The following is a 26,921-nucleotide window of genomic DNA, read 5'->3' as shown; positions in this document are numbered from 1 at the left end:
GCTCGGCCGGGCTTGGCGCGGCGCGGTTCGGCGCTGTTCGGCGCTGTGCCGTGCCTCCGCCGAGCGCCGCGCCCTGGTTCGCCGTCCCCGTTGTTCCGTCCGCTGTCACTGCCGGGCGGATGGCCGCCCGGCGAGTAGCACCGCGCAGGCCCCGACGGTCAGCAGCCCACCGGCGAGAAAGGCGGCCCGAACGTCGGCGAGCGGCAGGATAAGTCCCCCGAGCGCCGCGCCCGCCGCGATTCCGGCGTTGTAGGCACCGGAGTTCGCCGCGAGTGCGATACCCGTGCGGCCCGGTGCACAACGCAGCATCTGGCGAGCCCCACAGCCGCCGGCATGGCGATGGGTACCTCCCAGCCGCTGCGAAGCCCCAGCCAGGTGCCGCGCTCGTTGTGTCCAGTCCGGTCGCGGCCCTGGCGACGTCCTACTGGCTGCTTCTCGTGGCGCGGTTGCTGACCGCGCTCGCCCAGGCGCTGTTCTGGGCTGTGATGGGACGAGTGGCCTCAAAGCAATCAAGCGTGGCCTTCGTGCAGTCGCAGACGGGCGAAGAACGACGCTCTGAGGCCAACTCAAGCGGCTACCCGACCACAACAGTCCGCCTCGCATGCCGATAGCACCTCTACGGGGGTGCTCTGACCTGCGACGACGCCGTGTACGCCGTTCTGCGGGGCGAAAAGTGGAAGACGTATGGGATCACACCGGCCGGGGGCTGATACCGGCTTACCTGGGAATTCCGGTATATGCGCAGGTCAGATGGGGTCTCTCGATGGCCGATGGGCAATTCCCGGATCGATCTTGCCGAATCGTCACGCCGGGCACGCCCGGCAACGAAACCGAGGGCCGCTTCGAGGACAGTGCGGCCGGTCGGCCGGGCGCGTTGACCAGGCGCGTTGACCGAGTGAAGTCTCGCGGCTGATCCGTCTGCGAGAGCCCTTCGATTCGATGCCGAGCTCGGCCCGGGCACCGGAAGCGAGTCCCGCAGGCGGGCCTGGAAGGAGTTCCTTGTTCGAGAACGGGCAGGCCGAGGATCTCGGGTCATGCCGAGTGAACGGTAGTCGCGCGACGACGGACTTCCGCAAGCCTGGGCTTCCGTCCATGTCGAGGACTCCTCCTGCCCACTTACGCCCAGGGAGAGGTGTCGATGTCGGGCACTCCCTCTCTCGCGGCCGGCCCTCATGGATGCCTGAGCTTCGCAGGACTCCGCTCCGTCGGTCGGCAGCGGGGTGGCGGCGTTCGGTCGAAAGCCCTACCGGACGGCAGCGGGGGAGTGGGCCGGAGTGTGCGCGGCGGCAACCGAGGTTGGCCGGCGAGCCGAAGGATCGGGGGGCAGCGTAAGGAAGGACGGCAGTCCTTCGATGTGCCCGAGTGAAGAGACCGAAGCGCACGCGGAGGAGATCCGCACCGTGTGGGCGGCAGGCATGGCTACAGACGCGGATCGGCTTCATCGCCGCCGAACCGGGCACCTCTCAGATGACCGCCTTGCGGTCGACTTCGAGGCCGATCGTCATCCACGAGACGACTCCTCGTGCTGACATCAGGGATGTCTGGCCCTGTGCCGGGCCGAGAGCGCACAGGGCTTGCGACGGCGCCTGCGGCGCCCTTGTGACGTGACGAGCGCTCCCGCACGGGGCCATTGTTCGCGACCGGACCACTTTCGCATCGAACGCGGACTGTCATAGGGGAGCCGCTCGAATGACAGGGTGACGTGGAAGGATCGATGCTTGAGTTCAGAGTGCTCGGAACTGCCCGATGCATCAGCGATGATGGCAATCGATACGCAGAGCCGCAGGTGATTCACGCGAGGACGATCCGGCTGTGCTCTTGGACTGGATTCGCAAGCCGCAGGAGAGTCACGGCCGGGCAAGCAGCCGGCGGAGATCTCTGAGGTCCGACGCTATGGTGCGGGAGGCGGAACAGCAGTCCAGCTCCATCGATCGACGAAGGCAGCCCGGCAAAAACATGGGCTCTGACCTGCTTGTTTCACAAGTTCACAACTCATGCAACGCAAGATAAAACGCATGTTGGAGCGGCTGATGTCCATAGAACTGTGCTCGAACATGTTGCGCAAGGTAGGCGTTGATCTGCACGTCGAGATGCATGGCCATATGATGCGCGAACAGTTCGGCAAGCTGGCACAGAGAGTGCATGGCACGTTGCAACACTAAAACGGCGTCTGTGCGGGCGGGTGTGCGGGCGGATGTTGCGGCGTGTGGATGTACATGCGGAACTGCGGGCGTGCGGACGGACGGAGCGATCGTCGGGCAGACGTGCGGGTGGGCGAATCACTGGGCGTGCGGACGGGTTGATCGAACGAGCGATGTTGATGCGGGTATTGCTTCGGGCGTCACGATGTGCGGCCGTACGGGTGGGCGTCACAGTGGCTGGACGGCTGGATCAGTGCTCGGATGGGTCGGTGGGTGGCCGGATGGATCTATGACTCTGCGGATCGAGCGGTGGATGGGCGCACGGCTGTGCGTACGGATGGATCGCTCGGTCTCGGGGTGGGCGGGCATGCCTTCGGGTGGGCGGGTGCACGGCTGTATGTATGGGCGGAGCGAACGATGGATCGGCGGGTGGACAGCCGTGTGCCTGGATGGATGAGCGTGTGTTTGGGCGAATGGGCGTGCGGATGGGTGACCGGGTGTTCGTCTGGGTCTTGCGATGTACGGCCGTCCGGGCGGCTGGGTCAGTGGGTCGGCGGATCACTGGATGGCCATACGGATATGCGGGCGGGCGGAACCAACAACGGATCGATGGGTCTCCGGCCGGATGTGCCTTCGGGCGTTCGGGCGCACAGATGGGCGTTCGGACGGACGGATCGGCGGAGCAGCGGCCGGATGGCGGAAACGCTCTGCGGACGGAGCGCTCTGCCTGGGTATCGGCGGGCGTGCGGCCGGAACGGTGGGCGGTCGGGTCGAACAACGGGTGGCCGGCCGACCGGGTGTTTCTGCGGGTTGATCGGTCGACCCACGGGCCGCGCACCGGGCGGCCGAATCTGCGGTCGGACCTACGTACGGCCCGGTCCCACCTTCTTGCGAGCAACCGAACCACGGCTCGCGGGATGACCGGCGCGACGTTCGGCCGGCACGACAGCGCGCTCGAACCACGGCACTCGCGAGCGACCGGCGGCCCCGACGACCCACGGGCGGGTCGGCCTGCGCATCGGCGTGCGGCCGACACGCACAAGCTCACGACGCACGGAACCCCGGCCGGGACGGTCTCGCTGCGGCGCTGTGGCGGCCTGGACGGGCGGAGCGCGCAGCCGGACAGGGGAGCGACCACTGGGTGGCCCTCACGGACAACGGAGCGATCCGTCGATCACCCGGCGGGCGCATGGCACAGCGGCGCCTTCCCCAGCGGCCGGGGGCGGGACGGAAACGATCCGCGATCGCGGGACCGGTTCCGCCGGCCCGGCCCGTTCCACTCCCAGTGTCCGCGAACGCGCCCGGCCTGCCTCCGTCGAGGACCGGATGAAGCTACTCGAAGCCGCGGCGGCCCGTGCGTGCCGCTCGCGTGCCCGTCGAGAAGTCGTGGTTGCCCGGCGGTGGTGCGGAGGGGTGATGTTGCCGGCCCATCCGGGGTGTCCTCGGAGGCTCGGCCGGGAGCGGCCATTGGCGTCCGTGTCTCGATATGTCGAACCGGTGCCCTATAAATCGAGAGTTCCGGCGGCAATTCATGCGCCAAAAGAGTCTGTTGGGGGCGCTGATTCGGCCGACCAAACGGGTTAACCGGGACATACGGGTGGGTTTTTCGAGTGTCACAGTGAATTTTGAGAATCCACTGCTAACCTGACAGACAAAACTTAGGCCGGACCCCTCAAGGACGTCTTGAAGGTTCTGCCCGCTAGATCCTGGTTCGTTGCGCTTTCGGGCTTCCGACGGAAGTATCGAGCAGCTACCCCGGAGGTGCGTCGTCTTCCCTGTCAGGTGCAGCGGACGGCTCTGACAGGCCACCGGTGGAAACCCGGCTCCCGCAGGCGGTCGGTCGCTCTACTTCGAGAGGACGCACGATGGGTGCAGTAGTGGCGGTGGCCAGCCAGAAAGGGGGTCCCGGGAAGACGACGACGACCGTGAACCTCGCGAGCGCTCTGGCGATCAACGGCTTTCACGCCCTCGTGGTCGACCTGGAGCCCCAGGCGCAGGCCGGCGTCGCACTCGGTGTGGTCCCGCAGCCCCAGCGCTCGGTCGGCTTCGCCCTCTACGCGCAGCTGAACGGCATGACGCCCGACGTGCCGGAGATGATCTTCGACCGCAGCGAGTTGCTCAAGTCCTTCGAGACCACCGGCAGCCTCAGCCTCTTCGGCTCGGTGCAGAGCACGATGGTCGACGCCGAGCGCAAGATCGCCGGGATGGACTTCTCCACCACCGGGATCCTGCGGCGCATCCTCGAACCCATCCGGCGGACCCCGACGATCATCCTGATCGACACCCCGCCCAGCGTCAGCGCGCTGTCCGCGGTGGCCCTCGCCGCCGCCGACTTCGTGGTCGCGGTGTGCGAACCGCTGTACGCGACCGTCCAGGGCGCCGCGGTGATCAAGGGCCTGACCGCCGCCACCTCCGAGCGCACCCTGGGCGAGTGCGAGCCGCGCTTCATCGGCACGGTCATCAACAAGGCCAATGCCCCGTCCCGCCGCACCAGCGAGGACGACCAGGTCGAGCAGCGTCTCGCCGATTACGGCCTCGACCCCTTCCAGACGCAGATCCGCCGGGACAGCCGGATCTCGCAGGCGTACGAAATCGGGCGCCCCGTCTGCATAGAGCAACCGAACATCGCCGCGAGCGTTGCCTACACCGAGCTGGCCATCGAACTGTTCGACCGTGTGAAGCAGGCAGCCTGATGACAGACGAGAAGCCCGTGCCCAAGTCCAGGGCCAAAGCGCGAAAGGCCCCTGCCGTCCAGTCGTCGGTCCTGGCTGCCGCGCTCCAGGACGCCATGAACGGCAGCTTCCTCAACTCGGGCACCGACTCGACGGCGGCGCTTCTGGCACAGATGGGCGGCGGCAGCGGATCCGGCGGTACGACCTCGGGACCGCCGTTCAAGAACGCGGCGCCGACCGTACCGGCTCCGGCCCCGGAGCCCGAGCCGGTCCACGCGGCGGCCGCACCCGTGGTCGAGGAGGCCGCCCTCCCGGCGGCCCCGCGCGTGGAGGCAGCGCAGGCCCCCGAAGCCGTCTCCCAGCCTGCCCGGGAACCGGTTCCGGCTCCGTCCCCGCAACCCACCGCGGCGCTCGTGCCGGAAGCGACCGCTCAGGCGACCCCGGAGCCGGCGACTCAGGCCCGGGTACCGCAGCCCGAGCCGACGACCCACGTCGAGCCGACCCGGGAGCCGGCAGTCACCACGCCGCCCACCCCGGAGCCTCTCCCCGAGGCGGCTCGCCCGGAGCCGACACCCGATGCGGCCCCGACGGCACCCGCCGTCACCGCCGCATCGACGCCCCGACCCACGCCGGACCCCGAGCCCGAACCCGAGCCCGAACCCGCAAAGGCCCGAACCCCGGAGCCGGAGCCGATCCAGGCTCCGGTCGCCGAACCAACTCCCCGCGCCCCCGAGCCGGTTCGAGCCCCTCCGGCTCCGCCCGCCAAGGCGTCCGCACCCGCGAAGGCCCCGGCGTCCCGCGCACCGCGGCGCGGTGCCGCCGCGCCGGCACCGGCCGCACCGACCCCGGTCGGCACCGGCTCCGCCGAGGAGCGGTCGGCGCACGCCTCGCTGCTGGAGAGCTTTCTCGACGCCCGGATAAACTCCAAGGGCTGGGAGACCTGGGGATTCCGGCTCCTGCCCGACGTCAAGGCGCGCCTGGGCAAGCGGCTCACCGCCGACAAGCGTTCGTCGCAGAACCGGCGGCTGGCGCTCGGCCACTACCTCAACGCCGCATTGCTCGAACTCCCCGAGGACAACGACGAGCAGATCGAAATGATCCGCTCGTTCCTGCGTGCCAGGGGCGGTATCACCGACCCGAGTCAGTCCTCCAGCTATCGGGTGAGCCCGGCCGTGTACGACCTCGCGCGCGACCTGGACACCGAACTCACCGCGACCGAGAAGCGCGGTCTGGTCGTATACCTGTTCTCGGCCGCCGTCGAACTGTTCCTCGAACGCCTCGACGCCGAGGGCGCCCTCGGCCGCCCCGAGATCTTCTCGCCCCAGCAGTGACCCGCCGTCGGCGGGCGCGGAGGACACCCAGTCCCCCGTGCCCGCCGACGGCACCCTCATGTCGGCTGCCGGCACCTCTCCTGTAGGGCAACTCCCGCGGCCGGCCGCCGAGAACGCCGACCGGGGCCGCCGGATCCGGCGTACGCCGGCGACGGCAACACGGCGGCAGGTCACGTTTCGGCCGCCGAGCCGGACAGCACATCACCGGTCTCCGAACCACAGACCCACCCGACTCCGAGCGCCGCGCCGCTGAGCGGTCCCCTGACGGCGCATCGATCCGGCAGCCACCGAACCACCCCTCCGCCGTCGCCGAGACGCTCAGAACGCCGCCTGAAGGGTTCGAGACGCTCCTGCCGCGGCGGCCGACTCCCGGTCCTCTCGGCAGTCGGCGCAGACCCCGTCCTCGCGCAGGCCGCGGACCGCTCGGTCGCAGTCTTCGCAGGTCCCGATCGGCGCCGGAGCCACCGTCGGCCGGACCTCCGCGACCGCCGCGACCGACGACGACGTCTGCCGGGCCCGGTGCGCGGCCCGCCGTTCGGCGCCGAAGCGCTCGTCCGCCTCGGCCCGCCGATCCTGGTCCTGCCGGGCGCAGTTGCGGCACGCGAACGGGTCCCCGGCCACGCCGGCCCCGGGAGCGGCCGTGGGCAGCCACAGGCGGCCGTCCTCGCAGTTCGGGTCCTCGCACCCACGCCGGGCCAGTCCCCGGCCGCCCAGCCAGCCCACAGGGCTCCTGACGGCCTCGTCCTGGGTCCGCCAGCGGTCCGCCAGCCGGGCGAAGACCCGATCCGCGTCGCCGACTTCGGCCACGGCCCGGTCGACCAGACGAGCGGCCACGACCCGCTGCCCGGTGCTCATCCTGGCCACCAGCGGCGCGATCCCGACGAACGCCCTCGCCGCCGTCGCGGAGATGGTGGTCCGATGGTCGGGCGTCGGCACGGGGCGAATCCGACGGGGTTCCGCCGCAGGCGTCCCCTGCGCAGGTGTCGCCGTCGAAGCCGTTTGCGGGCTCTTCGCGTGCTCGTGCCCGTCTACCACGTAGGACGCCCTCCGGGCGGAACCCCCCTGGAAATCCGCGTTCACCTGTAGGTCAATCGGAGTGTCTTCCTTATACGTGACGGAGGTCCCAACCCCCTGCGGACCCGACGTCCATTGACCCTCCGCACCTAGGCTCCGACCTGCCGAAACGCCGTTCCGGGCGGGCTCGGACGAGCCTTCGAGACCCGTGTTCGAGACGGCCTCGGCAGGTGTCGCGGAGGTCACGCCCGACTCCCCCGCGACCACTGCGCGAGTCGTCTCCGGGACCTCGTTGTCGGCCCGCTCGCCGGCATGCGCGGACGCACGATCACACGTGACGACACACGCTCCGTCGGTCGTCCGGTCGGCCGCGCGCCCGGTTGTCTCCTCACGTGTCACGTGATGCGTCTCACCGGCCCCGACCTCGGTTCCGACCGAGGCTTCCTCTTCGGTCCCGCTCTCGGCGTCCCGCGCGGCCGCCTCGTGGTGACCCTCGTCAAGCCCGTGACCACCGGGATCTTCGAAACCCCCGGGAAATTCCGCATCGAAAATGTCGACGGACTCGGCCGCCTCGGTGTCCGCACCCGCGGCAGCGGCCGGCTCGTGGTCGCTCGGGTTTTCGAAGGGCCGGAGCGGTACCAGCATGTTGCGGCCCTGCCACCCCTCGCGGCGGCCCACCTCCACCCAGCCCCAGCGCTCCAGGTCGGAGACCACGCCGCGGGCGGCGCGAACGCTCACCGGCTCGCCGATCCGGCGGCCGGACTGGTGTCGCAGCACGTCGGCGAGTTCGGCGTAGGTCAGGTGGTGGCCGCGGGCCCGGGCGTAGCAGATGACCGCATACGCCCGAGCATGCCGGTGCGGGACCGCGCCCAGGAGGGCGACGGGCACCATCACCCACGGCTCGCCCTTCTCCGGCGTGCGCAGCCGGCGGACCGCCGAAGTCCCGGTCCCGGAAGGCTTGGTGCGGCGGACGACGGTGAGTTCCTCGCCCGCGGTGAGCTGCTTCTGCGCGGCGTACAGCGACGACGGGGCCTTGAGGGCGACCCTGCCGTCGGGCTGGGTCACCGAGCGCACGGTCAGGCCCAGGTAGCGGGCGATGGTGGTGAGGTCGGCGATGCAACCGGGCTGGTTGGGGCCGGCCGCCAGGTGGCCGACCTTGGCGGCGAAGACGAAGGCCAGGTCGCTGTACGCCTCGCCGGTCACCACCCGCAGCGGGACCTTGACCGAGGCCCGGCGGACCGAGTCCGGCATGGTCGGATCGACGCCTCGGGCGCCGCCGACGCGAACTCGCGCGGCGCGCAAGGCGGCACGGACCCGAGCCTGCATCGTGAATCCAGAGGATTCGGGCACACTTGAAGAGGGCAAGGACCTGGCTGAGGACAGCACTGGGCCTGCCTCGGGGATCGCAGGTATGATCTGCTCCTGAAGCTGGTGAAGAGAAAGAGGTAGGGGTGACCCGACCGTTCGGCGCGTGGAAGTACCGGAACGGCTGGGTCTCACTGTTCGGTTGTGTAAGCGGCCGACAGGCCTCCTTTCTCCGACGGCGCCCCTAGGGGCGCTGAGCTGCGAGCGAGTGGACTAGGGCTGGACTCCTAGGCCACTCGCTCTGCTTTTGCGGCCGTGCTCTCCGAGCGGCGGTCAGGCGGCACCGTGGCGTCGTCCGACCTGCTCCTGTTCGGCGGCGAGGGCCCGCAGAGCCTGCTGGGCCCACGCGCCGAGCGTGAGGTACTGGTAAGGCGTGTTCTCTTCGACGAACCGCAGCGCGAGCGCGGCGTGTTCGCTCGGTCGAACGGCCAGGTCGGCTCCCGAGGGATGCACGTAGAGGCCGGTCATCGGGTCGACATCGGCGAGATCGCCCACTCGTGAGTGCTCGATGGCCAGGTGCTCCCACAGGCGAAGACGTTGTGGCGTGTTGCGCGCATAGTTCTCGCCCGGCCAGCTGATCCTTCGCAATGCCTCGAAGGTGAGCAGGGGCAGTACGTCGCTGGGCGAGAGCACCGTCGGGTGCAGCACGTTTCGGTCCCGTGCCTCGTAGCCCACCTTGCTGGGCAGACCCGCGATGGCCGCGAGCCTCGCCACGGTCCAACGCTCCCGGGAAGTGGCCATGACCGTCCTTTCGTGTCAACGATCGAACCCTATCGCTATCTGCGGCAAATAACTTCCTGTCAGGAGAGTCGGCGTGTCGCCCATCGCGATGGGGTCGTCACGAGAACGGCGCAAAAGCCCAGAAAACAAGGCATTGCCGTTGTGTTCGATCTGCATGTTGGAAGATCCACCCGCACATCCATCCCCTGTCACGCATGAATACCCAGGCGCCGAGCGAGCGCTCCGTTGCCTGATCCAGTGCTTGAGCGAGCGTCGGATCCACCGTTCGGACCATCGTTCGGCCGTCCGCTCCAGCGTGCCGACGCGCCGTCGTGAGACCCGCCGCGAGACCTATCGGCGGCTCCATCGCACGGGCCGTCGTTTCGCCCGTCGCTCCGACCGGCCGCCCACGTCTCCGTGCATCCGTCGTCCGTACCGCACAGCCGCCCACACACCCGCACAGACAGCCATGCGTCTTGACGAACGCGTTGGGATCCAAAAAGCCATGCACATGCATGGACATCACGACGCACAGTTCAACGGACACTTCGCCATGCGGATTGCCGCACAGCCCGCCATGCAAGTTGCAGGTCAATGGCTATTTGAGGAGGGCGCACGGATGGCTCCGAGCCCGCTCGAAGCGTGCGCCGAATCGGCGTCGCGATCTCGCCGCAGCCGGGCCTGCTCGGTCGTGAACGGCGACGAACGGCAACGAGTAGGTGGGGTCGCGCGCGCCTTGGATCGAGTCGATCGGTGCGGCATAGGAGAGGAAATCACCGGTAAAAACACATGGATTCGTCTTCAGGCGAGATGTACCGGCCCTGCGGAGAGGTCGAGCGACCTCGGGGGGTCGGGCGCGGAGGGGCCGGGGGGAGGGGAGGGAAGATGCGATGATCGCGCTGTGTGATCTTGACAACACGCTCGGTGTACCCCGGCGTCGGCTCGGAAAGGGTCGAATGCGATGCTCGTCGCAGCCGCCGCGCAGGGTGGTTGTCGATGATCGGAGAGTTCATGACGACTGATGGAGCCGGTCCCCGGCTGGTGTTGTGGGACATCGATCACACGCTGATCGACGGTGGAACGGTGGCTCGACGGGCGTACGCGGCGGCATTTCGTCGGGTCTCCGGGCGTTCGCCGGTCCATCCCTGGCAGTTCGACGGACGTACCGAGTTGGCCATGGCGAGTGAGGTGCTGCGCGCGCACGGACTGCCGCCCGAGGGTGGCATGCTCGACGCCTTCCTGGACATGATCATCACCGAACTGCGAGACCGTGAGGCCGAGTTGGCCGCGGAGGGTCGGGTCCTCACCGGTGCTTCCGAGGCGCTCGGCGCTCTGGGGGAGATACCCGGGGTGTGCCAGTCGGTGCTGACCGGCAACCCGTACGCGCTCGCCGTGTTGAAGATGCAGGTCTTCGGCCTCGCCGACCACGTGGACTTTCGGGTCGGTGCGTACGGCGACGACGCCTACGAGCGGGTCGACCTGCCGGCCCGTGCCTTCGCACGTGCCGAAAAGCACCTCGGCCGGCGGCACATCGGCGCGGACACCGTGATCGTGGGCGACACCCCGCGCGACGTCGCCGCCGCTCGGGCCGTGGGGGCGTGGTCCGTCGCGGTGGCGACCGGGACGACGAGCGCGGCGGCGTTGGCGGCGGCGGGCGCCGACGTGGTCCTGGCGGACCTGGCCGATACGGACGCGGTACTCGGTGCGGTGCTGGGTTCGGCGTGACGAGCAGGCGTGCGGGTGGAATCGGCCGCCGTGACTCGCCTGGGCACTCGGCTTTCGCCGGTTCGCGCGGCCGGGGCTGATCAGGCGCCGCGCATCGGCATCAGGAGGTAGTGATAATCCGGGGCGTCGAGGTCGCCCGGCCCCAAGGCTCCGGATGTTCCGGATGTAAGGGATGCGTCGGGTACGCCGGGTGTGCCGTCCGTGAGGATGGTCGGCTTCGTCGGTGTGCTGAACATCAGGCGTGCGGTCGGGGTGCGGAGCGCGGCCAGGCCGTCCAGGAGGTGGGCCGGGTTGAAGGCGACCCTGGTCGGCTCGCCGGTCAGCGCGACCGGGAGCGTCGCGCCCGCCTCGGCCTCGTCGGTGCTGCCCGCCTCGACTCGCAGCGACTCCCGCCCGAAGGACAACCGGACCGGGGCGTTGCGGCCGACCACCGGCGACACCCGTCGCAGGGCCTCGATCAACGCCGCGGCCTCGATCGTCGCGACGGCGGTGGTCTCGTTGTCGAACAGCCAGTCGTAGCGCGGGAACTCGTGGTCGAGTAGCCGCGTCGTGGCGTGCCGCCCGTTTCCGGCAAGGCCGAGCAGGCCGCGGCGGCCCGGCTCCGGTCCGAGCGCGAGGCGCAGGTCTGTGTCGATTCCCGAGTGTTTCGTCAGGTCGGCCAGCATCCTGGCCGGCACCAGGGCCGTTCGCGCCGGATCCTCGGTGACGGGCTGCCAGGGCAACCGTCGCACCGCGAGCCGATAACGATCGGTGGCGGCCAAGACCAGTGTGTCGTGCGTCAGGTGCAGTCGGATCGCGGTGAGCACGGGCAGGCTCTCGTCCCGGGCGGCGGCGATCGCGACCTGCGCGACGGCTTCGGCGAACGCGCTCGCACTCACGGTGCCCGCCGTCTCCGGGAGCAGCGGTGTGGTGGGGTAGTCGGCGAGAGCCGGCAGCGGCAGCGCGAAGTAGGCCCCCGCGCAGGTCACCCGGGCCCGGGCCGGATCCACGGTGAGGTCGACCGGCTGATCGCGCGGGAGTGCGCGGGCGATGTCGGCGAGCAGTCGGCCCGGAACCAGGATCTCGCCGATTCGGGCAACCTCGGCGGCAACCTCGATGCCGGCCGATACCTCGTAGTTGTAGGCGGAGATGGCCAAGGTGCCGTCGGCCGCCTTGAGCCGGAACGCGGCGAGAGCGGGGACGACCGGTCGGGCGGGCAGCGCGCGAACCGCCCAGCCGATGCCCTCGACGAGGCGGTCGCGGGATATCCGTACCTTCACAGGGGCCCTTTCCGAGAACTCGACGAGGGGGTGGGGAGGGGTGTGTGTCGCTTGGTGATCGAATCCTTGTTCGAATGCCGGGGGAGTGAGACTAACGGGGCGCTCGGACAGATTGCGTACGTGACGACAGCCCGCGTTCGAAGCGACAGTCCCGATGCCGTGTCAGCCGAGGTCGGGCTCGGCTTTTGCCGGCGAGCATCGGTCGGGCGGACGGGGCAGAGGGGCAGGGGGCGCGTCATCCGGTGGGGCCGTTACGAACGGCGACCGAGGATCGGCGACCGGGGAACAGAGGCCAGGGGACCCGCCCGGCCGTCGGACACGGCTGTGGCGGAGGTCGGCGGCATGCCGCCGACCTCCGCCACGTGTCCTGTGTTCGGCCTCGGTTTCGGTGTGGGCGGGGTTACCTCGTCGTGTGGTACACGTACGCCGCCAGGACGCCGATGGCCGCGAGTGAGAGCAACCGGGACTTTACACGCTGACCGCGTGTGAGCGGGGCGCTCGGCGGTGCGTACATCGGACCGCCGCCACCACCCCCCTGGCCGCCGGTCCCGCCGCAGCTCGGGCACGGCACCATCGCCTGCATCCGCCCGGATCCGCCGCATCCCGAACAGGACCAATTGCTGTCCGAGCCCATGCCGTTCTGGCCGGATCCGCCGCATCCGTTGCAGATCTGGTCCATCGGGACCCAGCTCTGTCCCGAACAACCCCCGCAGTTCCCCACCCTGTTCCTCCCGTCACGATCCCCCCGCACCCTGGGTTCAGAGCCTGCATGACCACCCCTTGCGGGTCAACGGACGTCAAGGCGGAGATCGGTGAACCGTGCGGACACGCGAGGTGCCGCGGATGTGCCGGGGTCGTGCCGCGTGGTTTCCCGGCGGCGCCTCCTCGTTCGGTCGGGGCCGGTCGAAGCCGGCGGTGTCCGTCCGGGCCCGGAGCGTCAGGGCGTGTCCGCCAGGTGTTCGGCGGACTTCCGGGCGTCGGCGATGGCGCCGGCCAGGTGCGGGTGGGTGAGTCGGCCCGCACGCTTGACGGGGCGGCCGGCCACCAGGACGGTGTCGACGTTGCCCGCGTGGGCGGATGCCACCACGGCCCCCGCGATGTCGTGTACGGCGCCGACCAGGTTGACCGCGTCCGCACGCAGCAGGATCAGGTCGGCCTGCTTACCCACGGCCAGTGATCCGATCCGATCGGCCAGGCCCAGTGCGGCGGCTCCGCCGATGGTCGCCATGCACAGCATGTCGGCCGCGAACAACCGTGGCCCGTCCGCGAGTTGACTGGTAAGCAGGGCGGCCCGGAGCAGCGAGAACATGTCGCCCGGCCCGCTGGTGACCACGTCGACGCCGAGCCCGGTGACCAGTCCCGCGGCGCGGGCGCGGTTGATCATCGGTGCGCCGTGTCCCATCTGGGCCTCGATGTGCGGCGCGATCGAGAGGGTGCCGCCGGAGTCGGCGATCATCGCGAGTTCGTCGTCCGGCAGCGAGTTGCCGTGGATGAAGAGTGTGCGCGCGTTCAACAGGCCGCGGTCGCGCAGGGCTTCGATGGGGCGGTGGGCGACCGGGCCGCTGCCGACATGTACGGCCAGCGGGATGTCGAGGTCGGCGGCCAGGCGCCAGTCCTGCTCGACCAGATCGATCGGGGTGTACGAGGGGCCGCCCGGGGCGAGCGCGAGGGTGACCAGGTCGTCGTCGCCGGGGAACAGGCGTTCACGCAGGTCGCGGAGGACGCGGGCGTCGCGGGCGGCGGGGTCGAACGGTGGGTGGCCGTAGCCGAACACGGCCCGGATGCCCGCTGCGCGCAGTCCGTGGACCGCCGCGTCGCCGTGTTCGGCGCGGTGCTGGACGTGGGAGAAGTCCTGCACGGTGGTGATGCCCGCGTCCAGGCATTCCAGCGCACCGACCAGGTTGCCGGCGTACACGTCCTCGGGGCGCATCGCGGGGGAGAGCCGGCCGAGCACCCGGCCGAGGTAGTCGCCGAGGTCGCTGTCGACGGCCACCGCGCGCAACACCGACTGCCAGACATGGCGATGGGTGTCGACGAATCCGGGCAGCACGATCCGGTCGCGGGCGTCGAGGACTTCGGCCCCCGCCGCGGGCAGCGCCGGACCGACGGCGACGATCACGCCGTGCTCGATCAGGACATCGGTGTCGGGCCGGGCACTGACGTGCGGGTCGGTGTCGACAACGGTGCCGCCGCGAAGGAGCAGTCGGGTGGGGGCGGGCGCGACGGAAGGGTTCGTCGCGGGAGTGGGCCGGGCGGACATCTGGGCCTCCGAAAGGAATCGCGCGGGTTCGGTCGTCGTCGCCGCACCCGTCGTGGTGCGGCGCGCCGAACGGAGCTTCACTTGAAAGCTTTTTAAAAAGCTATCAGGTGTGTGTAATACGCTGTCAAGATGACCGCACCACAGGACCGCGCGAGCGCACTCGTCAGCGCGTGGCAGGCCGAACTGCCCGACGTGCTGGACGCGACGACGGAACTGAGCAAGCGGATCATGTTGCTCGCCGCCGACCTGGACGAGGCCACCCGCCGCGAGCTGCCCGAATTCGGCCTCACCCCGGCCCAGTTCGGCGTACTGGTCGCCCTGCGTCGGGCCGGCGCGCCCTATCGGCTCAAGCCCACCGAACTCAGTCGCGCGTTGCTGCTGTCCTCGGGCGGTACCAGCAACGTCACCAATCACCTGGTCGCCGAGGGCCTCGCCGAGCGCCTTCCGGACCAGGGCGACGGTCGGGGCACGCTGATCAGCCTGACCCCGCGCGGGGTACAGGTCGCGGAGGACGCGGTCCGTGCCAACGCCGCCGCCCACGCCGAGATCTGGCGCGGCGCGCCGGCGGCGGCGATCGAGGCGGCGACTCTCGCGCTACGCGAGATCGCCGCCGCGACCGAGGTGCCCCGATCGACGCGGCGATCGGCGCGCGGGAGCGGTTGATCAGAAGGGCGCCGGCGGGTGCTGCGGCCGGGGCGGGGGTTGACGGGGGGCCGGGGGCGGCAGTCGACCCTCGGTTGTCCGCCCCTGATCGGGCTGCGCGGGGTGGGGCTGCGGCGTCGGGTACGTCGCGGGCGCGGGCTGGATCGAAGGCGCCGCGTGCATGGGGTACGGGTGGTGCATCGGGTGCACCAGGGCCATCGGGTGCATCGGCGCCATCGGGTGCATGCCCGGTGCCGGGTAGAAGGCGCGCTCGTACTCGGACTGGAAGGTGGTGATCCTGGCCACGACCGCGATGGCCAGGCCGGCGGCGGCGATCAGCAGCAGAAAGGCCCAGCCCGCCGCGGTATCGGCGGTGCGGTAGGACTCGTGGTAGGCGACCCAGGAGTCGCTGCCGATCCGGTCGTCGCCGCCGTCCGTCTTCCGGCCGATCACGCCGAAGACGATCACGATGTTCGCGGCGACGTAGGTCAGCCACCAGGACCACAGCAGCGGATGCCGGCCCGGGGTGAAGCCGCCGCGCAGGGGTGCGCGGGGGTCGCTGGCCTTCCAGATGTCGTGTGCCATCAGCGGCGGGAACCACAGATTGACCACCGGGCAGAACCAGCCGCCGATCGCCCAGCTGCTGGAGAGGTGTTGCGCGGACGGCGGGAACACCTCGACGTTGCACCGGGCTCGGTGGAACCAGATGACGAACACGACCATGACCGCGACGATGGCCAGACTCGACAACCCCCACCACAGGCCGATGGATCGGTTCGCCGCGTCGGGGTCGGCGGACAGCCAACCGCCGTGCAGGGTTTCGTCGACCATGGCGGCCCGTTGGAACAGCGCGATCGCCGCGAGCAGGGACAACACGGCGGTGACGCCGAGCAGGACGTACAGCGCGGTGGCCAGGCCGCGCAGGGACCGGAAGACCGGTGCGTACCAGCCTGCCGGCGGTGTCGGGGCCGGGCCGAAGTGGGCGAAGCGCAGGTCCAGGGACGATGTCGCGTCGGCGGGCGGGGCGTATTCCTGGTGGCCGCAGTTGGTACAGCGGTCGGGCAGTGTCGATTGGCCGCCGCAGCTTGGGCACAACACGAGTTGGGATCATCCCCCGTCGATCGTCGCCGATGGTCGATACCGGCCAGGCGGGTCGATGGGGTGGCGAGGTCACGGTGGGCGGCCGGCCTCGTGTACCCCACATGGCGTAACCGGCATCATGCCGTGCGTATCTCCCGACGTCACGGGTGAGGCGAGTACGAATACGCACGGTGACCGCAAATCAGGGGCCGGGTCCGGGGCCCGGGATCCGGGTCGGGCGAACTCGGCCGTGCTGTCGGGCAGTCGCTGGTTTCCACCGCGGCCGAGCCGCCACGAGCATCGACCGGATGTACCGGCGGCGGGACGTGCCGGATCGGCCCGGCGCGCTCGGTCGCGGCGAGGTGTACAGGGATGACGCGGCGAACGAGGGCGTGGCCGCGCGGGTCGGCACGGGTGGCTCCGGGTCAGGATGTGCCGGAGCGGGCGATGCGGAAACCGACGTCGTCGACTCGGTAGGTCGGGTGGCTGCGGCGGCGGGCGGAGGCTCGGCAACTCCAGTGTTCGTCGAACCAGCCACCGCCGCGCAGCACGCGGTAACTGCCGTAGACCTCGGCGTCATAGACGTCCCAGCACCAGTCCCACACATTGCCGAGCATGTCGTACAGGCCCCACGTGTTGGGTCGCTTGCCGCCCACCTCGTGGACGTGCTCGTCCGAGTTCGCGCGATACCAGGCGATGTCGTCCAGCGGTCCGTAGTGCGCTCCCGTCGTGCCGGCCCGGCACGCGTGTTCCCACTCGGCCTCGGTCGGCAGCCGGTACCCGTCGGCGGACGTGTCCCACACGATGCGCTCGCCGTCGTCCTGGTGCCCGTCGCCCTTCCCGTTGCCGGGGTCGGCGCCGGGGTCGATGCCGTACGCGGGAGTGAACCCGTCGCGTCGCGACAGGGCGTTGCAAAAGCGCACCGCGTCCCACCAGGAAACACTCTCGGCCGGCAACCGGTCACCGTGCGGGCCGCTCGGCCGCAGACCGGTGATCTCCGCGTACAACTCCCGGGTGACCGGGAATGCCGCCAGTCGGTAGGGCGCGAGTTCGACCGACCAACTGCGCTGCGTCCGCCGGTCGGACAGCGTCACGCGCCCGGCCGGAATGGCGACCATTGCGTATCCCGTGCTCGCTTCCATGATCACGGGATCCTATGACGCCGGCCGGCCGGCCGGGCCGCGGCTGCGGGGCGGACGGGCGCCCGGCCGCCCCGGTCGGCCCGGCCCGCCGTCGGTCAGCTCAGTTCCAGGCGGTGGATCAGGCCGGCTGCGGTGAATGCGTCGACGAGGGCGTTGCGGCCCTCGGTGAAGTGGCCCCAGCTGTCGAAGTGGACCGGGACGATGCGGCGCGCGCCGAGGATTGCGGCGGCTTCGGCGGCCTGGGCGCTGTCGAGGGTAAGGAGCGCGCCGTCGAAGAGGGGGGTGCGGGCCGCGCCGGCGAACAGGACGGCGGTGTCGACCGGGCCGATGCGCGCGGCGATCTTCTCGACCACGGCCAGGGAGGCGTTGTCGCCGCTGACGTAGATCGTGGGCAGGTCGGAGGCGGTCAGTACGAAGCCGACGACCTCGCCCGTGATCGGTTCGCAGCCCTCGGGGCCGTGTTGTGCGGGAGTGGCCGTCACGGTGACGGTGCCGCCGTCCGGACGGGGGAGGTCCACCGTCTCCCAGGGGGCCAGACCCCTGGCGGTACCGCCGAGCCGGCCCGCGCCGCCGGTGGTGGTCAGGACCAGCGGGACGCCGGCGAGCAGTGCCCGACCCGAGTGGTCGAGGTTGTCCGGGTGTTCGTCGTGCGAGAGCAGGACCACGTCGATGGGGCCGAGGTCGGCCGGGTCGATGGTCGAGGGAGCGGTCTTGGTCAGGAAGCGGTCGGCACCGATGGGGTAGTCGCCGGGCTCGTCGAAGGCGGGGTCGGTGAGGAACTTGAGGCCGCCGAACTCGATCAGGGCGGAGGGGCCGCCGAATACGCGGATGTCGATCCGCTCGTTGGTCGCGCTGCTGCCGGTCACTGCACACCTCACGGATAATGGTTGTGTTTGCCGTGAGAAACGCTAGCCGATTCTCACGGAGAACGGCAAGGCTTTACGTGAGAGCCATGAATTAACATGAGAGCCATGAAGGAGAACGTGGCGGGCGCGCCTGCTCACCCCGCGCCTGTCGGCCCACCGCCCGCGCCGGGAGCGGACCGATACCTCGCCCTCGATCTGGCCAACAGCGATCTCGCGCTGCCCGGCGGTCAGGAGCTGGACCTGCTGGGGACACCCGTGTCCGCGAAGGCATGGCTTGTCGAGCGCGACCTCGCGCCGCCGGACAGCCGGCTGTACAACGTGTGCGCGGGTCGACTGCGCGCCCTTCGCGACGTCGTGCGAACACTGCTCTCGTCGCGGATCGCCGATCTCCCGGCGCCGGCCGCATCGGTTCAGGCCATCAACGACGCGCTCACCAGCGCCCCCTCGGCCGCACTCCTCTACTGGGACGAGGCCCGAGGCCCGTATCGCGCCCAGGCACACCCCATCGACCAGATCGTCAACCACGCCATCGCGATCCTCGCCGCGGACGCCGCCGACCTGATCACCGGCCCGGACGCCGAACGCCTGGCGCCCTGCGGCGCCACCCCCTGTCGACGCTTCCTCATCCGCACCCACGCCTCACGCCAATGGTGCTCGACCCGGTGCGGCGACCGCGTTCGCGCGGCCCGTGCCTACGCACGCCGAACACAGCCGAGGACGCAATCGGACTGAGGACGCGTGCCGTTCCCGAGCGCGTGTCGATGAGCGGCGGTGGAAAGGGCGATCAGGGCCCGGCGCAGGTCAGTCGAGGGTGGCCGGGGCAGCCGGGTGCGTCGTGCGGGTGCGGAGCCGGTCGGTCAGATGCACGAGGTCGGGTGTGCGCAGGACCTCGCCGTTCGAGCCGGGGAGCGGGACGTGCAGGCGCTCGGTCCAGCGAGTGGGGATGGCGGCCGGCCCGTACCGGGCGCCGGCCAGGGCACCGGTCACCGCCGCGACGGTGTCGGTGTCGCCGCCGAGGTCGATCGCCGCGCGGACGGCTTCTTCGTATGAGGACGTGGTGCGCAGCGACCAGACCGCCGAGCCGAGGCAGGGCCAGACGGCCCCGTTGAACTCGGTCGCGTCGGTGGGGTGCCACGTCGGGTCCAGGACGGCGGCGTAGCGCTCGCGGTGCTCGGGGTGAACCTCCGCGAGCGTCTCCACAAGCGCGGCCGAGGGATCGTCGCCGACCAGGGCCACCCGCAGCAACTCGTGGAAGATCGCGGTGCCTTCCCACGCGGCGCGGTCGCCGTGGGTGAGCGCGGCGATCCGCCGGGCGGCGGCCATGGTGGCCGTGCGGCCCTCGGACGCGAAGTACACGGCGGGGGTGGTGGCCCGCATCAACGACCCGTTGCCGGCCGCGCGCCCGGTGGTCCGGAAGTGCACGCCGGCCGCGAGGTCCCAGGGCAAGCCGTTGGTGAGTACGTCCTCGGTCTGCAGGCCGATGTCCTTGGGCTCGGAACGGGCCCAGCGCTGGAAGCGGGCGAACATGTCGGGTAGGTCCAACCCGCCGCGCTCCACCAGCGAGTACGCCACGTGCACGGCCATCTGGGTATCGTCCGTCGCCTCGCCGGCGTCCCACCCGCCACCGCCGCACATCTCGTTCGCGTAGCGCTCCTCGGCGCGCGAACTCCCGGGCGGCGCCTCGGGAAACCGGGTACCGAAGTCCCCGGCCGCCCCGAACTCGAACGGCGCACCCAACGCGTCCCCGACGGCCGACCCGACGACGGCTCCGACGGCACGCTCGCTGATGTCCATACGGGCAGCGTAGAGGCGAGACCCGACCACGCACCGGCGAGGCACCGAACCGCGTTCGCACCGCACCCACATCCGCACGGGCCCGGAGGCGGTGGACGATGCGATCGGCCCGGCGCGCCGGCAGGTGCCGGCCACCGCGCGTGTCGGTCGGTCAACGGGAGCGCAGTACCTCGTAGTTCGGCCCCAGGTGGTGGTGGATTCGGGTGAGGTGGGTCGGCGTGGGGTCGATCAGGTGACGATGGGTGGCCTCGATCAGCAGGGGAAGGTCGACGGAACTGTCGGTGTAGGCGTGGGTGATGGGGTCGGTGATGCCGGCCGCGCGGATGAGGGTGACCTTGCGGGGGCCACGGCAGGCGGGGAGCGGTCGCATGCCGGTGCGGCTCGGGGTGAGGCGGGAGGCGATCACGTCCACCGAAGTGAGGCCGAGTGCACGGCAGATGGCGCCCGCCAGGGGATCGGCGCACGAGGTCGCGATCACGACACGGTCGCCGGCGGCGAGATGCGCCCGGGCCCGGGCGAGGGTGAGCGCGACCCGGTTGCTCTCGATCGTGCGCTCCGCCGCGAAGTCGACGGCCAGGGCCTGGAATCGGTCCGCGGACAGGCCGATGGTGGCGAGTCGGAGGACGAGGGCGAAGGCGTGACGGCGGGTCGCGTGGAAGGCGTACAGCGGGCCGATGACCGGTAGGCACAGCGCCACCGCCACCATGCGCCATCGGGCGCGGCGCAGCAGTACACGATTGAAGTGGCCGAACGAATCGCCTCGGACGAGGGTGCCGTCGAGGTCGAAGACGACGAGTGGACGGGGGCCGGGTGGGGTGCGGGTCAAAGGTGTCATGCGATCTTCCGCTTCCCCATGATCGGTTGCTTCGCGATGATCGTGCGCAGGATGTCGTTCGTGCCTTCGCCGATGCTCATCAGGACGGCGTCGCGGTAGAGGCGTTCGACCCCGAACTCCTCGGAGTAGCCGTGGCCGCCGTGGATGCGCATCGCTTCGAGGGAGTTCTTGATCGCCACCTCGGAGGCGAACATCTTGGCCCTGCCGGTTTCCAGGTCGACCCGTTCGCCGCTGTCCGCCCGTACCGCCGCCGGTCCTGATCGTCGTCGAAGGCGAAGTCCATGGTTGCGCTCCCGGGTCGAGGACGGCGTACGCGCACACCGAGGGACGGCGCAGGCGAACCGGTCACCGACGCGGCCGCCGGTGGCGGTGGCGACTGACGGGGTCCTACCCAGCGAAGGGGGTGGGATTCCCGCACCGAAAGCGAAATTCCGTCGGGCCGACCGTGGTCCCGGGCGCGGGACCCGGGGCCGCCTCCCGGGTGGGCCGGGGCTTGCCGGGCCTGCCGGGCCTGCCCGGCGGTGGGGGTGGTGCCGCGACGGCCGCGCCCGCGACGGCCGGCGCTCCGCCGGCCCGGCGCCCCCGCTCGACGCCGCCGGGTCACCTGGTCGGCGCCGCCTGGGCGGCGAGGAACTCGCCCGCCGGCGGCGCGAGCAGCCCCACGTTCGGCTTGTGGCTGAGCTTGGGGATCTCGATGTGTCGGGCGTCGGGCAGCGCGGCGGTCGCGGCGCCGGCGGCGGTGCGCAACAGCGCGTCGCTGCGGCCACCGGACAGCACCAACACCGGCATCTCCGCCCCGGCCCAGTCGGCCGGGTCGAGCGGCTCCCCGCGCATGTGCTCGGCCATCACCGCCCAGTCGTGCGCGGTGGAGGCGGCCACCGCGGTGAGCTTGGACCACATCGGGGTGAGGCGCATCAGGCCCACGAACGGAGCCGGGATGCCCATCCCCTTGGTCATGAAGTACCGCACGGTCTTGGCGTGTTGATCGGCGGCGATCAGCCGATGCAACGTCGCGGTCAGGTCCGCCGGCGGTACGTGGCGCGTGCGGTCGACGACGAAGGGCGGCTCGAAGGCCACCACCCGACTGATTCCGGGGATCTGCCCGGAGGCGGCGGCCCGCAGCGCCAACACCGCGCCGGACGACCAGCCGAACAACGCCGCCGAGCCACCTTCGGCGGCGACCAGCGCGGCCAGGTCGTCGATTTCGCGTGCCGCGTCGTAGTGGCCGGGGGTGTCACCACTGTCACCACGCCCGCGACGGTCGTAATTCACGGTGGTCAGCCCGTATGTGTCGGTCAGCGCCTTGGCCGGCTCCACCATCTTCGGGAACTTCCGGTAGCCGAAGGCGCCCCCGACGAGGACTACCGTCCCCCGGCTGTCGGCCGCCGGCTCGTGCCGGTCGTACACGATCGCGGTGCCGTCGGCGGACGTGACGGTGTGTGTCGTGCTCATGAATGGATGGGACCTCATCGGGCTCGCTCAGTACGCGACGGTGAAGCGGGCGCGGTGGTGTCGGGGTTGCTCCGCCTCGTCGATGAGGGCGACTGCGAGGTCCTCGACGGAGATGGCCGAGACGCCGTCGGCGTCGACGAGCAGTTCGTCGGTGCCGAGCCGGAAGGTACCGGTGCGGGTGCCGGGCTCCAGGTTGGCGGGCGGGCTCAGGTAGGTCCAGTCGACCTCGGCGTCGGTGCGGAAGACGTCGAGCTGGGCGTTGCAGGCCAGGGCGATGCCGCGCCACGCGGTCGGTACGAATCGCGGGTCGTCGACCGCCATGGTGTCGCTCGCGCCCGGCACGGTCAGGCTGCCCGCGCCACCGACGGCGAGCAGGCGTACCCCCGTCCCGGTGAGCCCGGACAACAGCGCCTCGGCGGTGTCGGCCAACGCCTGTTCGTTGCCGTGCGCCGGGCGGGTCGCGCTGATCACCAGGTCCTTGCCGGTACTCAGCGCGGCCACGTCCTCGACCCGTGCGGCGTCGCCGACCCGGGCCTCGGCCTCGGGGTGCAGTTCGGGAAAGCGGGCCGCGTCGCGGACCACGGCGGTGACCTCGTGACCCCGGGACAGGGCCTCGGAGACGACTCGGCTGCCGACGCTTCCGGCTGCTCCGAACACGGTGATACGCATGGTGGTGTGCCCCTTTCGGATGGGTCGATCGACGGGTGGACCCGTGGTCGATCGATGGTTCGACCGAGCCGTCGATCCCTTAGTGCTAAGAGAAATGTACCTCAACGCTAAGATAATTGGAAAGGGGAAGGCGATCCCGACCACCGCATCGACTCGGCTAACCTGACGCCGTGGCAGATCACGTCGACCTTGTGCTGGAGCAATGGGGTACGCAGCGCCCCGACCTGGACGCGTCGCCCATGGCGGTACTCGCCCGGCTGTCCCGCGCCGCGCGTCTGGTCGGTGCCGAACTGGCTCGGACCTTCGGCGAACACGGGCTCGACGCCTCGTCGTTCGACGTACTCGCCACACTGCGCCGGCACCCGTCCCCGCATCGGCTGAGCCCCACCGAGTTGATGCGGGCCTCCATGGTCACCTCGGGCGCCATCACCCAGCGCCTGGACCGCCTCGAGGCACGCGGCCTGGTGTCCCGCGGTACCAGTGCGTCGGACGGCCGCGGCGTACAGGTCGCACTCACCGACGAGGGTCGCGAGCTGATCGACCGAGTGTTGCCCGCGCACCTCGACACCGAACGCCGCGTGCTCGCCGCACTCGGCGTCAGGCAGCGGGCCGCCCTCGCCGACGGGCTCCGCACACTCCTGGAATCCCTGGGCGACAGCACGGATTGACGACGCGGTACGCCGGGCGACTTCGGGGCGTCGTGGGCGGGTGGGCGAGTGCACGCCGGCTGACCGGGCGGCCCGCCACGCCCGCGCGGTGCGCCCGGCCGACGCGCGCGGGCCGTACGCGGATCGCGAATGGAACGGTCCTCGAACGGATAGCAGCACGCACATGGTTCTTCACACGCGTTCCGTGCAGGTCGCAGCGTCCACCGACCGGGTGTACATGCTCTTGTCCGACACGGACAAGCTTCCCGAATACTTCCCTCCGGTGACCGCGGTCCGGGCCACCTCGGGCCGCGCGGTGGTGGTGACGGCCGGCGAGTCGGCGCATTCCGTCGCGGCTGAGGTCGACCTGGATCGGGACGGTCCCGGCACCCGGATCGAATGGGCCGTGCGCGGTACGTCCTACACCGGCATCGTGATCGTCCAGGACGGCCCGGGCGACGTGAACAGCATCGTCACCGTCGTGGTGAACGACGGCGAGGACCCGCTCGACTACGGCGCGATCGAGCGCGAGCGCCTCCACGACGCGAGCCAGTTCGGCGGCAAGAAGGGCAGCGAGGCATTGCACGTGGACGCGCTCATCCGCCACCGCTCGGCCGGTACGGAGGCCGACCTGGCCATCGGCGACATCCTCGAACGCGGCCTCGACCACCTCCGCGCCTATGTCGAGACCGGTCGACGGCAGGGCTGAATCCGACCCGTGCGCACCCCGAACGAACCGGCCCGGGCCGGCCGTCGCTCGGGCCCGCCCATGGTCCGGCGCGGCCGGGCCGGTTCGGTCGGATGGCCCATACTCCGTGACCAACGCCTTTGACGTGCAGGGTTGTTGGCCGCAGACCTCGACAACGGCGAGCCCGACACCACGTTGAGCTCGACGGCGCGGTACCGGGAGGCATGGCCGGTGGTCGACGGCTTGGTCCGGGCCGCGAACGGGACGACGGTCCTGGCCATCGGCGCGCACGACTCGTGGGTGGCCCGCGATTTCCCGCCTCGCCGCGGCCGGCACGGGCGCTGGGCGACCATCGGCACCGTATACCGGCTCCCGGAGGGCACCCCGCTGCCTGCCTCCTTCCGGATCGGCGGAGTCCGCGCCGCGTCGGATTTCCTGCTCGCCACGGACCAGGATTCACATCCGCGCGGACGAGCCCGACCCAAGCCGACCGACCACAGGCACGCCCTATACCCGAACGAACACCGACGGCGACCCAAACGGCTGAATCCCCCGTACCGAGCCACCCGCGACGGGGCGCCCACCCGGCCGAGTCCCTCCGCGACCGGCCCACTCGACCGAACACCCCTGATCGCGCCCCGGCCCGGGCCGGCGGCCCGCCCCAGAGTGTGGGATCCGGTTCCCGGGCCGCCGGTCGGCTCATTCCACCGATTCACCCTTCAGATCGGCGAGGAGGCGTCGGTGGCGACGCCGGCCGGCGCACGGCGATGATCACCAGCTCGGAGCGGCTCGCCACCTCCTGGTTGTCGGCGCACACATGGACGCCCTCGTAGCGCTCGCACAGTTCGGCGGCGGTGCGGGCCCCTCGGGGCGAGAAGACGTCCGGCGACGCACCGCCCCCGTCGCACAGGCCCTCGACGACGGCCCGGCCGATCTCGCCCACTCCGATGATGCCGATGCGCCTCATGGTGCTTTCCTCCGTGGTGTGTGGTGGTCGTGACCCGTGTTGGTGCGGGTCCGTGTGGTCGGGATGGTCGTCGTCCGCTCCTCACGCGGGGAGTCGAACGGAGCCGTCGTCACGTCGGCCGCGGCATTCTCCACAGCAGTGCGACCGCGACGAAGCCTGCCGGGGCGGGAATCGGTCCCGGCCCATCCCAGCGCCTGCGTGCCTTGACGGCCCGGGCCGTGGCGAGCCAGGCGAGGACGCCGAGCGCGGGTGTGCTCGCGATGCTCGGGGCCGGGGGCCGGGGGCCGGGGGCATTTTCCCTTGGTTGGTTCCCGGGGGCTTGGGGCTTGATGGGGTCTTGACACCTCTTTGTGGTGGGCCTAATTTGCTCTCACTCTGAAATATTTTCACTCTGAGAGGTGAACATGGCGGAGACGGCCGATGCCCGTTGGGCCAACCGCTCCAGCCTGCTGGCGGTGTTGTTGGCCGGTGGGCAGCACAGTCGGGCGGGTCTCACCCAGCAGACCGGGCTGAGCGCGGCCACCGTTTCGCGTGTGGTCGAGGGCTTGCTTGACGAGGGGTTGGTGCGGGAGGGCGCCGTTTTGCAGACCGGGCGGCGGGGGCGGCAGGGTGTGGTGATCGAGGTGGCCGCCGAGCGTGGAGTCGCGGTCGGCGTCGACCTCGGTGGCACCACCTGTCGGTTCCTGGCCACCGACCTGCTGGGCCACTCGCCGCGCTATCGCGAGGAGCCGACCCCGAGGCACCTGGCGGCCGACGATCTCGCGGACTGGCTCGCCGAGCGGGTTCGTGCGTTGTACGCCGACTCGGCCGCGCCCGATGTGCTGCGCGCGGGCGTGATAGGTCTGCCCGGGGCGGTCGCGGCCGACGGGTTGGGTGTGCGTGGCGCGACCAACCTTCCGCAGATCGAGGGCGAGCTGTTCACCCGCCGGGTGCGCCGCGCGCTGGACGGCACCGTCGCCTTCGGGAACGATGCCGATCTGGCTCTGGAAGGCGAGTTGCGGCACGGCGCCGCCCGTACCGCCGACACCGCCGTGATGTTCACCGTCGGTGCCGGCTTCGGCGCCGGTGTGGCCGTGGATCGGCATGTGCGGGGCGGACCGACCGGCCTCGTGGGCGAGTTCGGCTTCCTGCCGGTGGATTCCGAGGACCACACCGTGGAGGAACTGGTCGGCGCCGAGGGCCTGATGCGGGCCGCGCGCGATGCCGGTCTGGACGTGGACACCGCCGCCGACCTGTTCGTCGACTCTTCGCCGGCGGCGCGGGCCGTGATCGATCGGTTCGAGCGCGCGCTCGGTGTGGCGTTGATCGCGGTGACGATCGCGTACGAACCCGAACTGGTCGTCCTCGGCGGCCGGGTCTCGGCCTCGATCGACGCGGCGATGACCACTCGCCTGCGTGAACGGGTGCGCCGACGATTGCCCGCCTGCCCCGAGCTCGTGCACTCCGAACTGGCCGATCTCGCGGGCGCGCTGGGCGCGGTCTCGCGCGGACTGAGCGCACTGCGGGTCCGCTTCGACGTCGCGCCGGACGCGGCGGCGGCGGTCCGGGCCGACCTGGAACTGTCCGCACTGCTTTCGCCGGCGGGCACGACCCGCTGACGGACCACTCGCCCACCACAGGGCGGAGCCGACGCGGCGAACCGACGACGTGAG

The 26,921-nt window shown here is 70.8% G+C and carries 24 protein-coding genes; 9 read left to right on the top strand and 15 right to left on the bottom strand.

Going from position 1 to position 26,921, the window contains the following annotated elements:
- Positions 1 to 105: 105 nt before the first annotated feature.
- Positions 106 to 309: a hypothetical protein gene (locus tag A3IC_RS65560; RefSeq protein ID WP_020554292.1), complete on the bottom strand. Its 204-nt coding sequence runs from the start codon at positions 307 to 309 to the stop codon at positions 106 to 108.
- Positions 310 to 2,015: 1,706 nt separating this feature from the next.
- Here A3IC_RS65560 and A3IC_RS69055 point away from each other — a divergent pair.
- The 3 genes from A3IC_RS69055 (at position 2,016) to A3IC_RS0132660 (ending at position 6,144) form a co-directional block, all read left to right on the top strand.
- Positions 2,016 to 2,162 carry a hypothetical protein gene (locus A3IC_RS69055; protein WP_020554291.1) on the top strand — a complete coding sequence of 49 codons (147 nt, stop codon included), beginning with the start codon at positions 2,016 to 2,018 and terminating at the stop codon, positions 2,160 to 2,162.
- Positions 2,163 to 4,006: 1,844 nt separating this feature from the next.
- The gene (locus A3IC_RS57815) at positions 4,007 to 4,834 is read left to right on the top strand and encodes a ParA family protein (RefSeq protein ID WP_079026817.1); all 828 of its coding nucleotides are present in this window, start codon (positions 4,007 to 4,009) and stop codon (positions 4,832 to 4,834) included.
- Positions 4,834 to 6,144 (top strand): hypothetical protein, encoded by a 1,311-nt coding sequence (locus A3IC_RS0132660; protein WP_026219013.1) that lies wholly within the window; start codon positions 4,834 to 4,836, stop codon positions 6,142 to 6,144. Before A3IC_RS57815 ends, A3IC_RS0132660 begins: the two co-directional genes overlap by 1 nt.
- 318 nt (positions 6,145 to 6,462) lie before the next feature.
- Here the strand turns inward: A3IC_RS0132660 and A3IC_RS0132655 are convergent, their stop codons facing one another.
- From A3IC_RS0132655 to A3IC_RS69050, 3 genes are all read right to left on the bottom strand, one after another.
- Positions 6,463 to 8,409: a hypothetical protein gene (locus A3IC_RS0132655; RefSeq protein ID WP_158696189.1), complete on the bottom strand. Its 1,947-nt coding sequence runs from the start codon at positions 8,407 to 8,409 to the stop codon at positions 6,463 to 6,465.
- Between the two features lie 387 nt (positions 8,410 to 8,796).
- Positions 8,797 to 9,264, bottom strand: a complete 468-nt coding sequence (locus A3IC_RS0132650; RefSeq protein WP_020554288.1) for a hypothetical protein — start codon at positions 9,262 to 9,264, stop codon at positions 8,797 to 8,799.
- Positions 9,265 to 9,279: 15 nt separating this feature from the next.
- Positions 9,280 to 9,420 (bottom strand): hypothetical protein, encoded by a 141-nt coding sequence (locus A3IC_RS69050; RefSeq protein WP_158696188.1) that lies wholly within the window; start codon positions 9,418 to 9,420, stop codon positions 9,280 to 9,282.
- Positions 9,421 to 10,254: 834 nt separating this feature from the next.
- On the opposite strand from A3IC_RS69050, the gene A3IC_RS0132645 reads away from it, so the two are divergent.
- The gene (locus tag A3IC_RS0132645) at positions 10,255 to 10,968 is read left to right on the top strand and encodes an HAD family hydrolase (protein WP_040877544.1); all 714 of its coding nucleotides are present in this window, start codon (positions 10,255 to 10,257) and stop codon (positions 10,966 to 10,968) included.
- Positions 10,969 to 11,048: 80 nt separating this feature from the next.
- Here the strand turns inward: A3IC_RS0132645 and dnaN are convergent, their stop codons facing one another.
- Both dnaN and A3IC_RS0132635 read right to left on the bottom strand, forming a co-directional pair.
- On the bottom strand, positions 11,049 to 12,227 hold the full coding sequence (dnaN, locus tag A3IC_RS0132640) for a DNA polymerase III subunit beta (protein WP_020554286.1): 1,179 nt from the start codon (positions 12,225 to 12,227) through the stop codon (positions 11,049 to 11,051).
- Between the two features lie 937 nt (positions 12,228 to 13,164).
- Positions 13,165 to 14,487, bottom strand: coding sequence for an amidohydrolase family protein (locus tag A3IC_RS0132635; RefSeq protein WP_020554284.1), 1,323 nt, complete (start codon positions 14,485 to 14,487; stop codon positions 13,165 to 13,167).
- A gap of 129 nt (positions 14,488 to 14,616) precedes the next feature.
- On the opposite strand from A3IC_RS0132635, the gene A3IC_RS57805 reads away from it, so the two are divergent.
- The gene (locus tag A3IC_RS57805) at positions 14,617 to 15,150 is read left to right on the top strand and encodes a MarR family winged helix-turn-helix transcriptional regulator (RefSeq protein WP_020554283.1); all 534 of its coding nucleotides are present in this window, start codon (positions 14,617 to 14,619) and stop codon (positions 15,148 to 15,150) included.
- Here the strand turns inward: A3IC_RS57805 and A3IC_RS0132625 are convergent, their stop codons facing one another.
- From A3IC_RS0132625 to A3IC_RS0132615, 3 genes are all read right to left on the bottom strand, one after another.
- Positions 15,151 to 16,227 carry a DUF4328 domain-containing protein gene (locus A3IC_RS0132625; RefSeq protein WP_020554282.1) on the bottom strand — a complete coding sequence of 359 codons (1,077 nt, stop codon included), beginning with the start codon at positions 16,225 to 16,227 and terminating at the stop codon, positions 15,151 to 15,153.
- A 407-nt stretch (positions 16,228 to 16,634) separates the two neighbouring features.
- A complete protein-coding gene (locus A3IC_RS0132620) occupies positions 16,635 to 17,351 on the bottom strand; it encodes a formylglycine-generating enzyme family protein (RefSeq protein WP_026219010.1) in 717 nt (238 codons plus the stop codon).
- Between the two features lie 95 nt (positions 17,352 to 17,446).
- Entirely contained in the window at positions 17,447 to 18,217 is a 771-nt protein-coding gene (locus A3IC_RS0132615; RefSeq protein ID WP_020554280.1) for an MBL fold metallo-hydrolase, read from the bottom strand.
- A gap of 105 nt (positions 18,218 to 18,322) precedes the next feature.
- Here A3IC_RS0132615 and A3IC_RS0132610 point away from each other — a divergent pair, with 105 nt between their 5' ends.
- Positions 18,323 to 18,949: an ABATE domain-containing protein gene (locus A3IC_RS0132610; protein WP_020554279.1), complete on the top strand. Its 627-nt coding sequence runs from the start codon at positions 18,323 to 18,325 to the stop codon at positions 18,947 to 18,949.
- A 69-nt stretch (positions 18,950 to 19,018) separates the two neighbouring features.
- On the opposite strand, the gene A3IC_RS57800 is transcribed toward A3IC_RS0132610, so the two are convergent.
- The 5 genes from A3IC_RS57800 to A3IC_RS0132585 all read right to left on the bottom strand — a co-directional run bounded on the left by A3IC_RS57800 (position 19,019) and on the right by A3IC_RS0132585 (position 22,967).
- A complete protein-coding gene (locus A3IC_RS57800; RefSeq protein WP_020554278.1) occupies positions 19,019 to 20,011 on the bottom strand; it encodes an ADP-ribosylglycohydrolase family protein in 993 nt (330 codons plus the stop codon).
- A gap of 151 nt (positions 20,012 to 20,162) precedes the next feature.
- Positions 20,163 to 20,846, bottom strand: coding sequence for a haloacid dehalogenase-like hydrolase (locus A3IC_RS62945; protein ID WP_079026815.1), 684 nt, complete (start codon positions 20,844 to 20,846; stop codon positions 20,163 to 20,165).
- Entirely contained in the window at positions 20,843 to 21,241 is a 399-nt protein-coding gene (locus A3IC_RS72680) for an acyl-CoA dehydrogenase family protein (RefSeq protein ID WP_205354740.1), read from the bottom strand. The genes A3IC_RS62945 and A3IC_RS72680 overlap by 4 nt, the downstream gene beginning before the upstream one ends.
- A 205-nt stretch (positions 21,242 to 21,446) precedes the next feature.
- Positions 21,447 to 22,298: an alpha/beta hydrolase gene (locus tag A3IC_RS71520; RefSeq protein ID WP_020554275.1), complete on the bottom strand. Its 852-nt coding sequence runs from the start codon at positions 22,296 to 22,298 to the stop codon at positions 21,447 to 21,449.
- 27 nt (positions 22,299 to 22,325) lie between these two features.
- Positions 22,326 to 22,967: an NAD(P)-dependent oxidoreductase gene (locus A3IC_RS0132585; protein WP_020554274.1), complete on the bottom strand. Its 642-nt coding sequence runs from the start codon at positions 22,965 to 22,967 to the stop codon at positions 22,326 to 22,328.
- Between the two features lie 170 nt (positions 22,968 to 23,137).
- On the opposite strand from A3IC_RS0132585, the gene A3IC_RS0132580 reads away from it, so the two are divergent.
- Both A3IC_RS0132580 and A3IC_RS0132575 read left to right on the top strand, forming a co-directional pair.
- On the top strand, positions 23,138 to 23,635 hold the full coding sequence (locus A3IC_RS0132580) for a MarR family winged helix-turn-helix transcriptional regulator (RefSeq protein WP_020554273.1): 498 nt from the start codon (positions 23,138 to 23,140) through the stop codon (positions 23,633 to 23,635).
- Positions 23,636 to 23,798: 163 nt separating this feature from the next.
- The gene (locus tag A3IC_RS0132575; RefSeq protein ID WP_020554272.1) at positions 23,799 to 24,323 is read left to right on the top strand and encodes an SRPBCC family protein; all 525 of its coding nucleotides are present in this window, start codon (positions 23,799 to 23,801) and stop codon (positions 24,321 to 24,323) included.
- Positions 24,324 to 25,014: 691 nt separating this feature from the next.
- On the opposite strand, the gene A3IC_RS65545 is transcribed toward A3IC_RS0132575, so the two are convergent.
- A complete protein-coding gene (locus tag A3IC_RS65545; protein ID WP_245599740.1) occupies positions 25,015 to 25,269 on the bottom strand; it encodes an NAD(P)-binding domain-containing protein in 255 nt (84 codons plus the stop codon).
- A 404-nt stretch (positions 25,270 to 25,673) separates the two neighbouring features.
- Between A3IC_RS65545 and A3IC_RS0132565 the strand changes: the two genes are divergently transcribed.
- Positions 25,674 to 26,867 carry an ROK family transcriptional regulator gene (locus tag A3IC_RS0132565; RefSeq protein WP_020554270.1) on the top strand — a complete coding sequence of 398 codons (1,194 nt, stop codon included), beginning with the start codon at positions 25,674 to 25,676 and terminating at the stop codon, positions 26,865 to 26,867.
- The last annotated feature ends 54 nt before the right edge of the window (positions 26,868 to 26,921 follow it).

The sequence above is a fragment of the Embleya scabrispora DSM 41855 genome (genome assembly GCF_000372745.1).
Classification (GTDB): domain Bacteria; phylum Actinomycetota; class Actinomycetes; order Streptomycetales; family Streptomycetaceae; genus Embleya; species Embleya scabrispora.
This window is presented reverse-complemented; position numbering and strand designations above follow the sequence as displayed.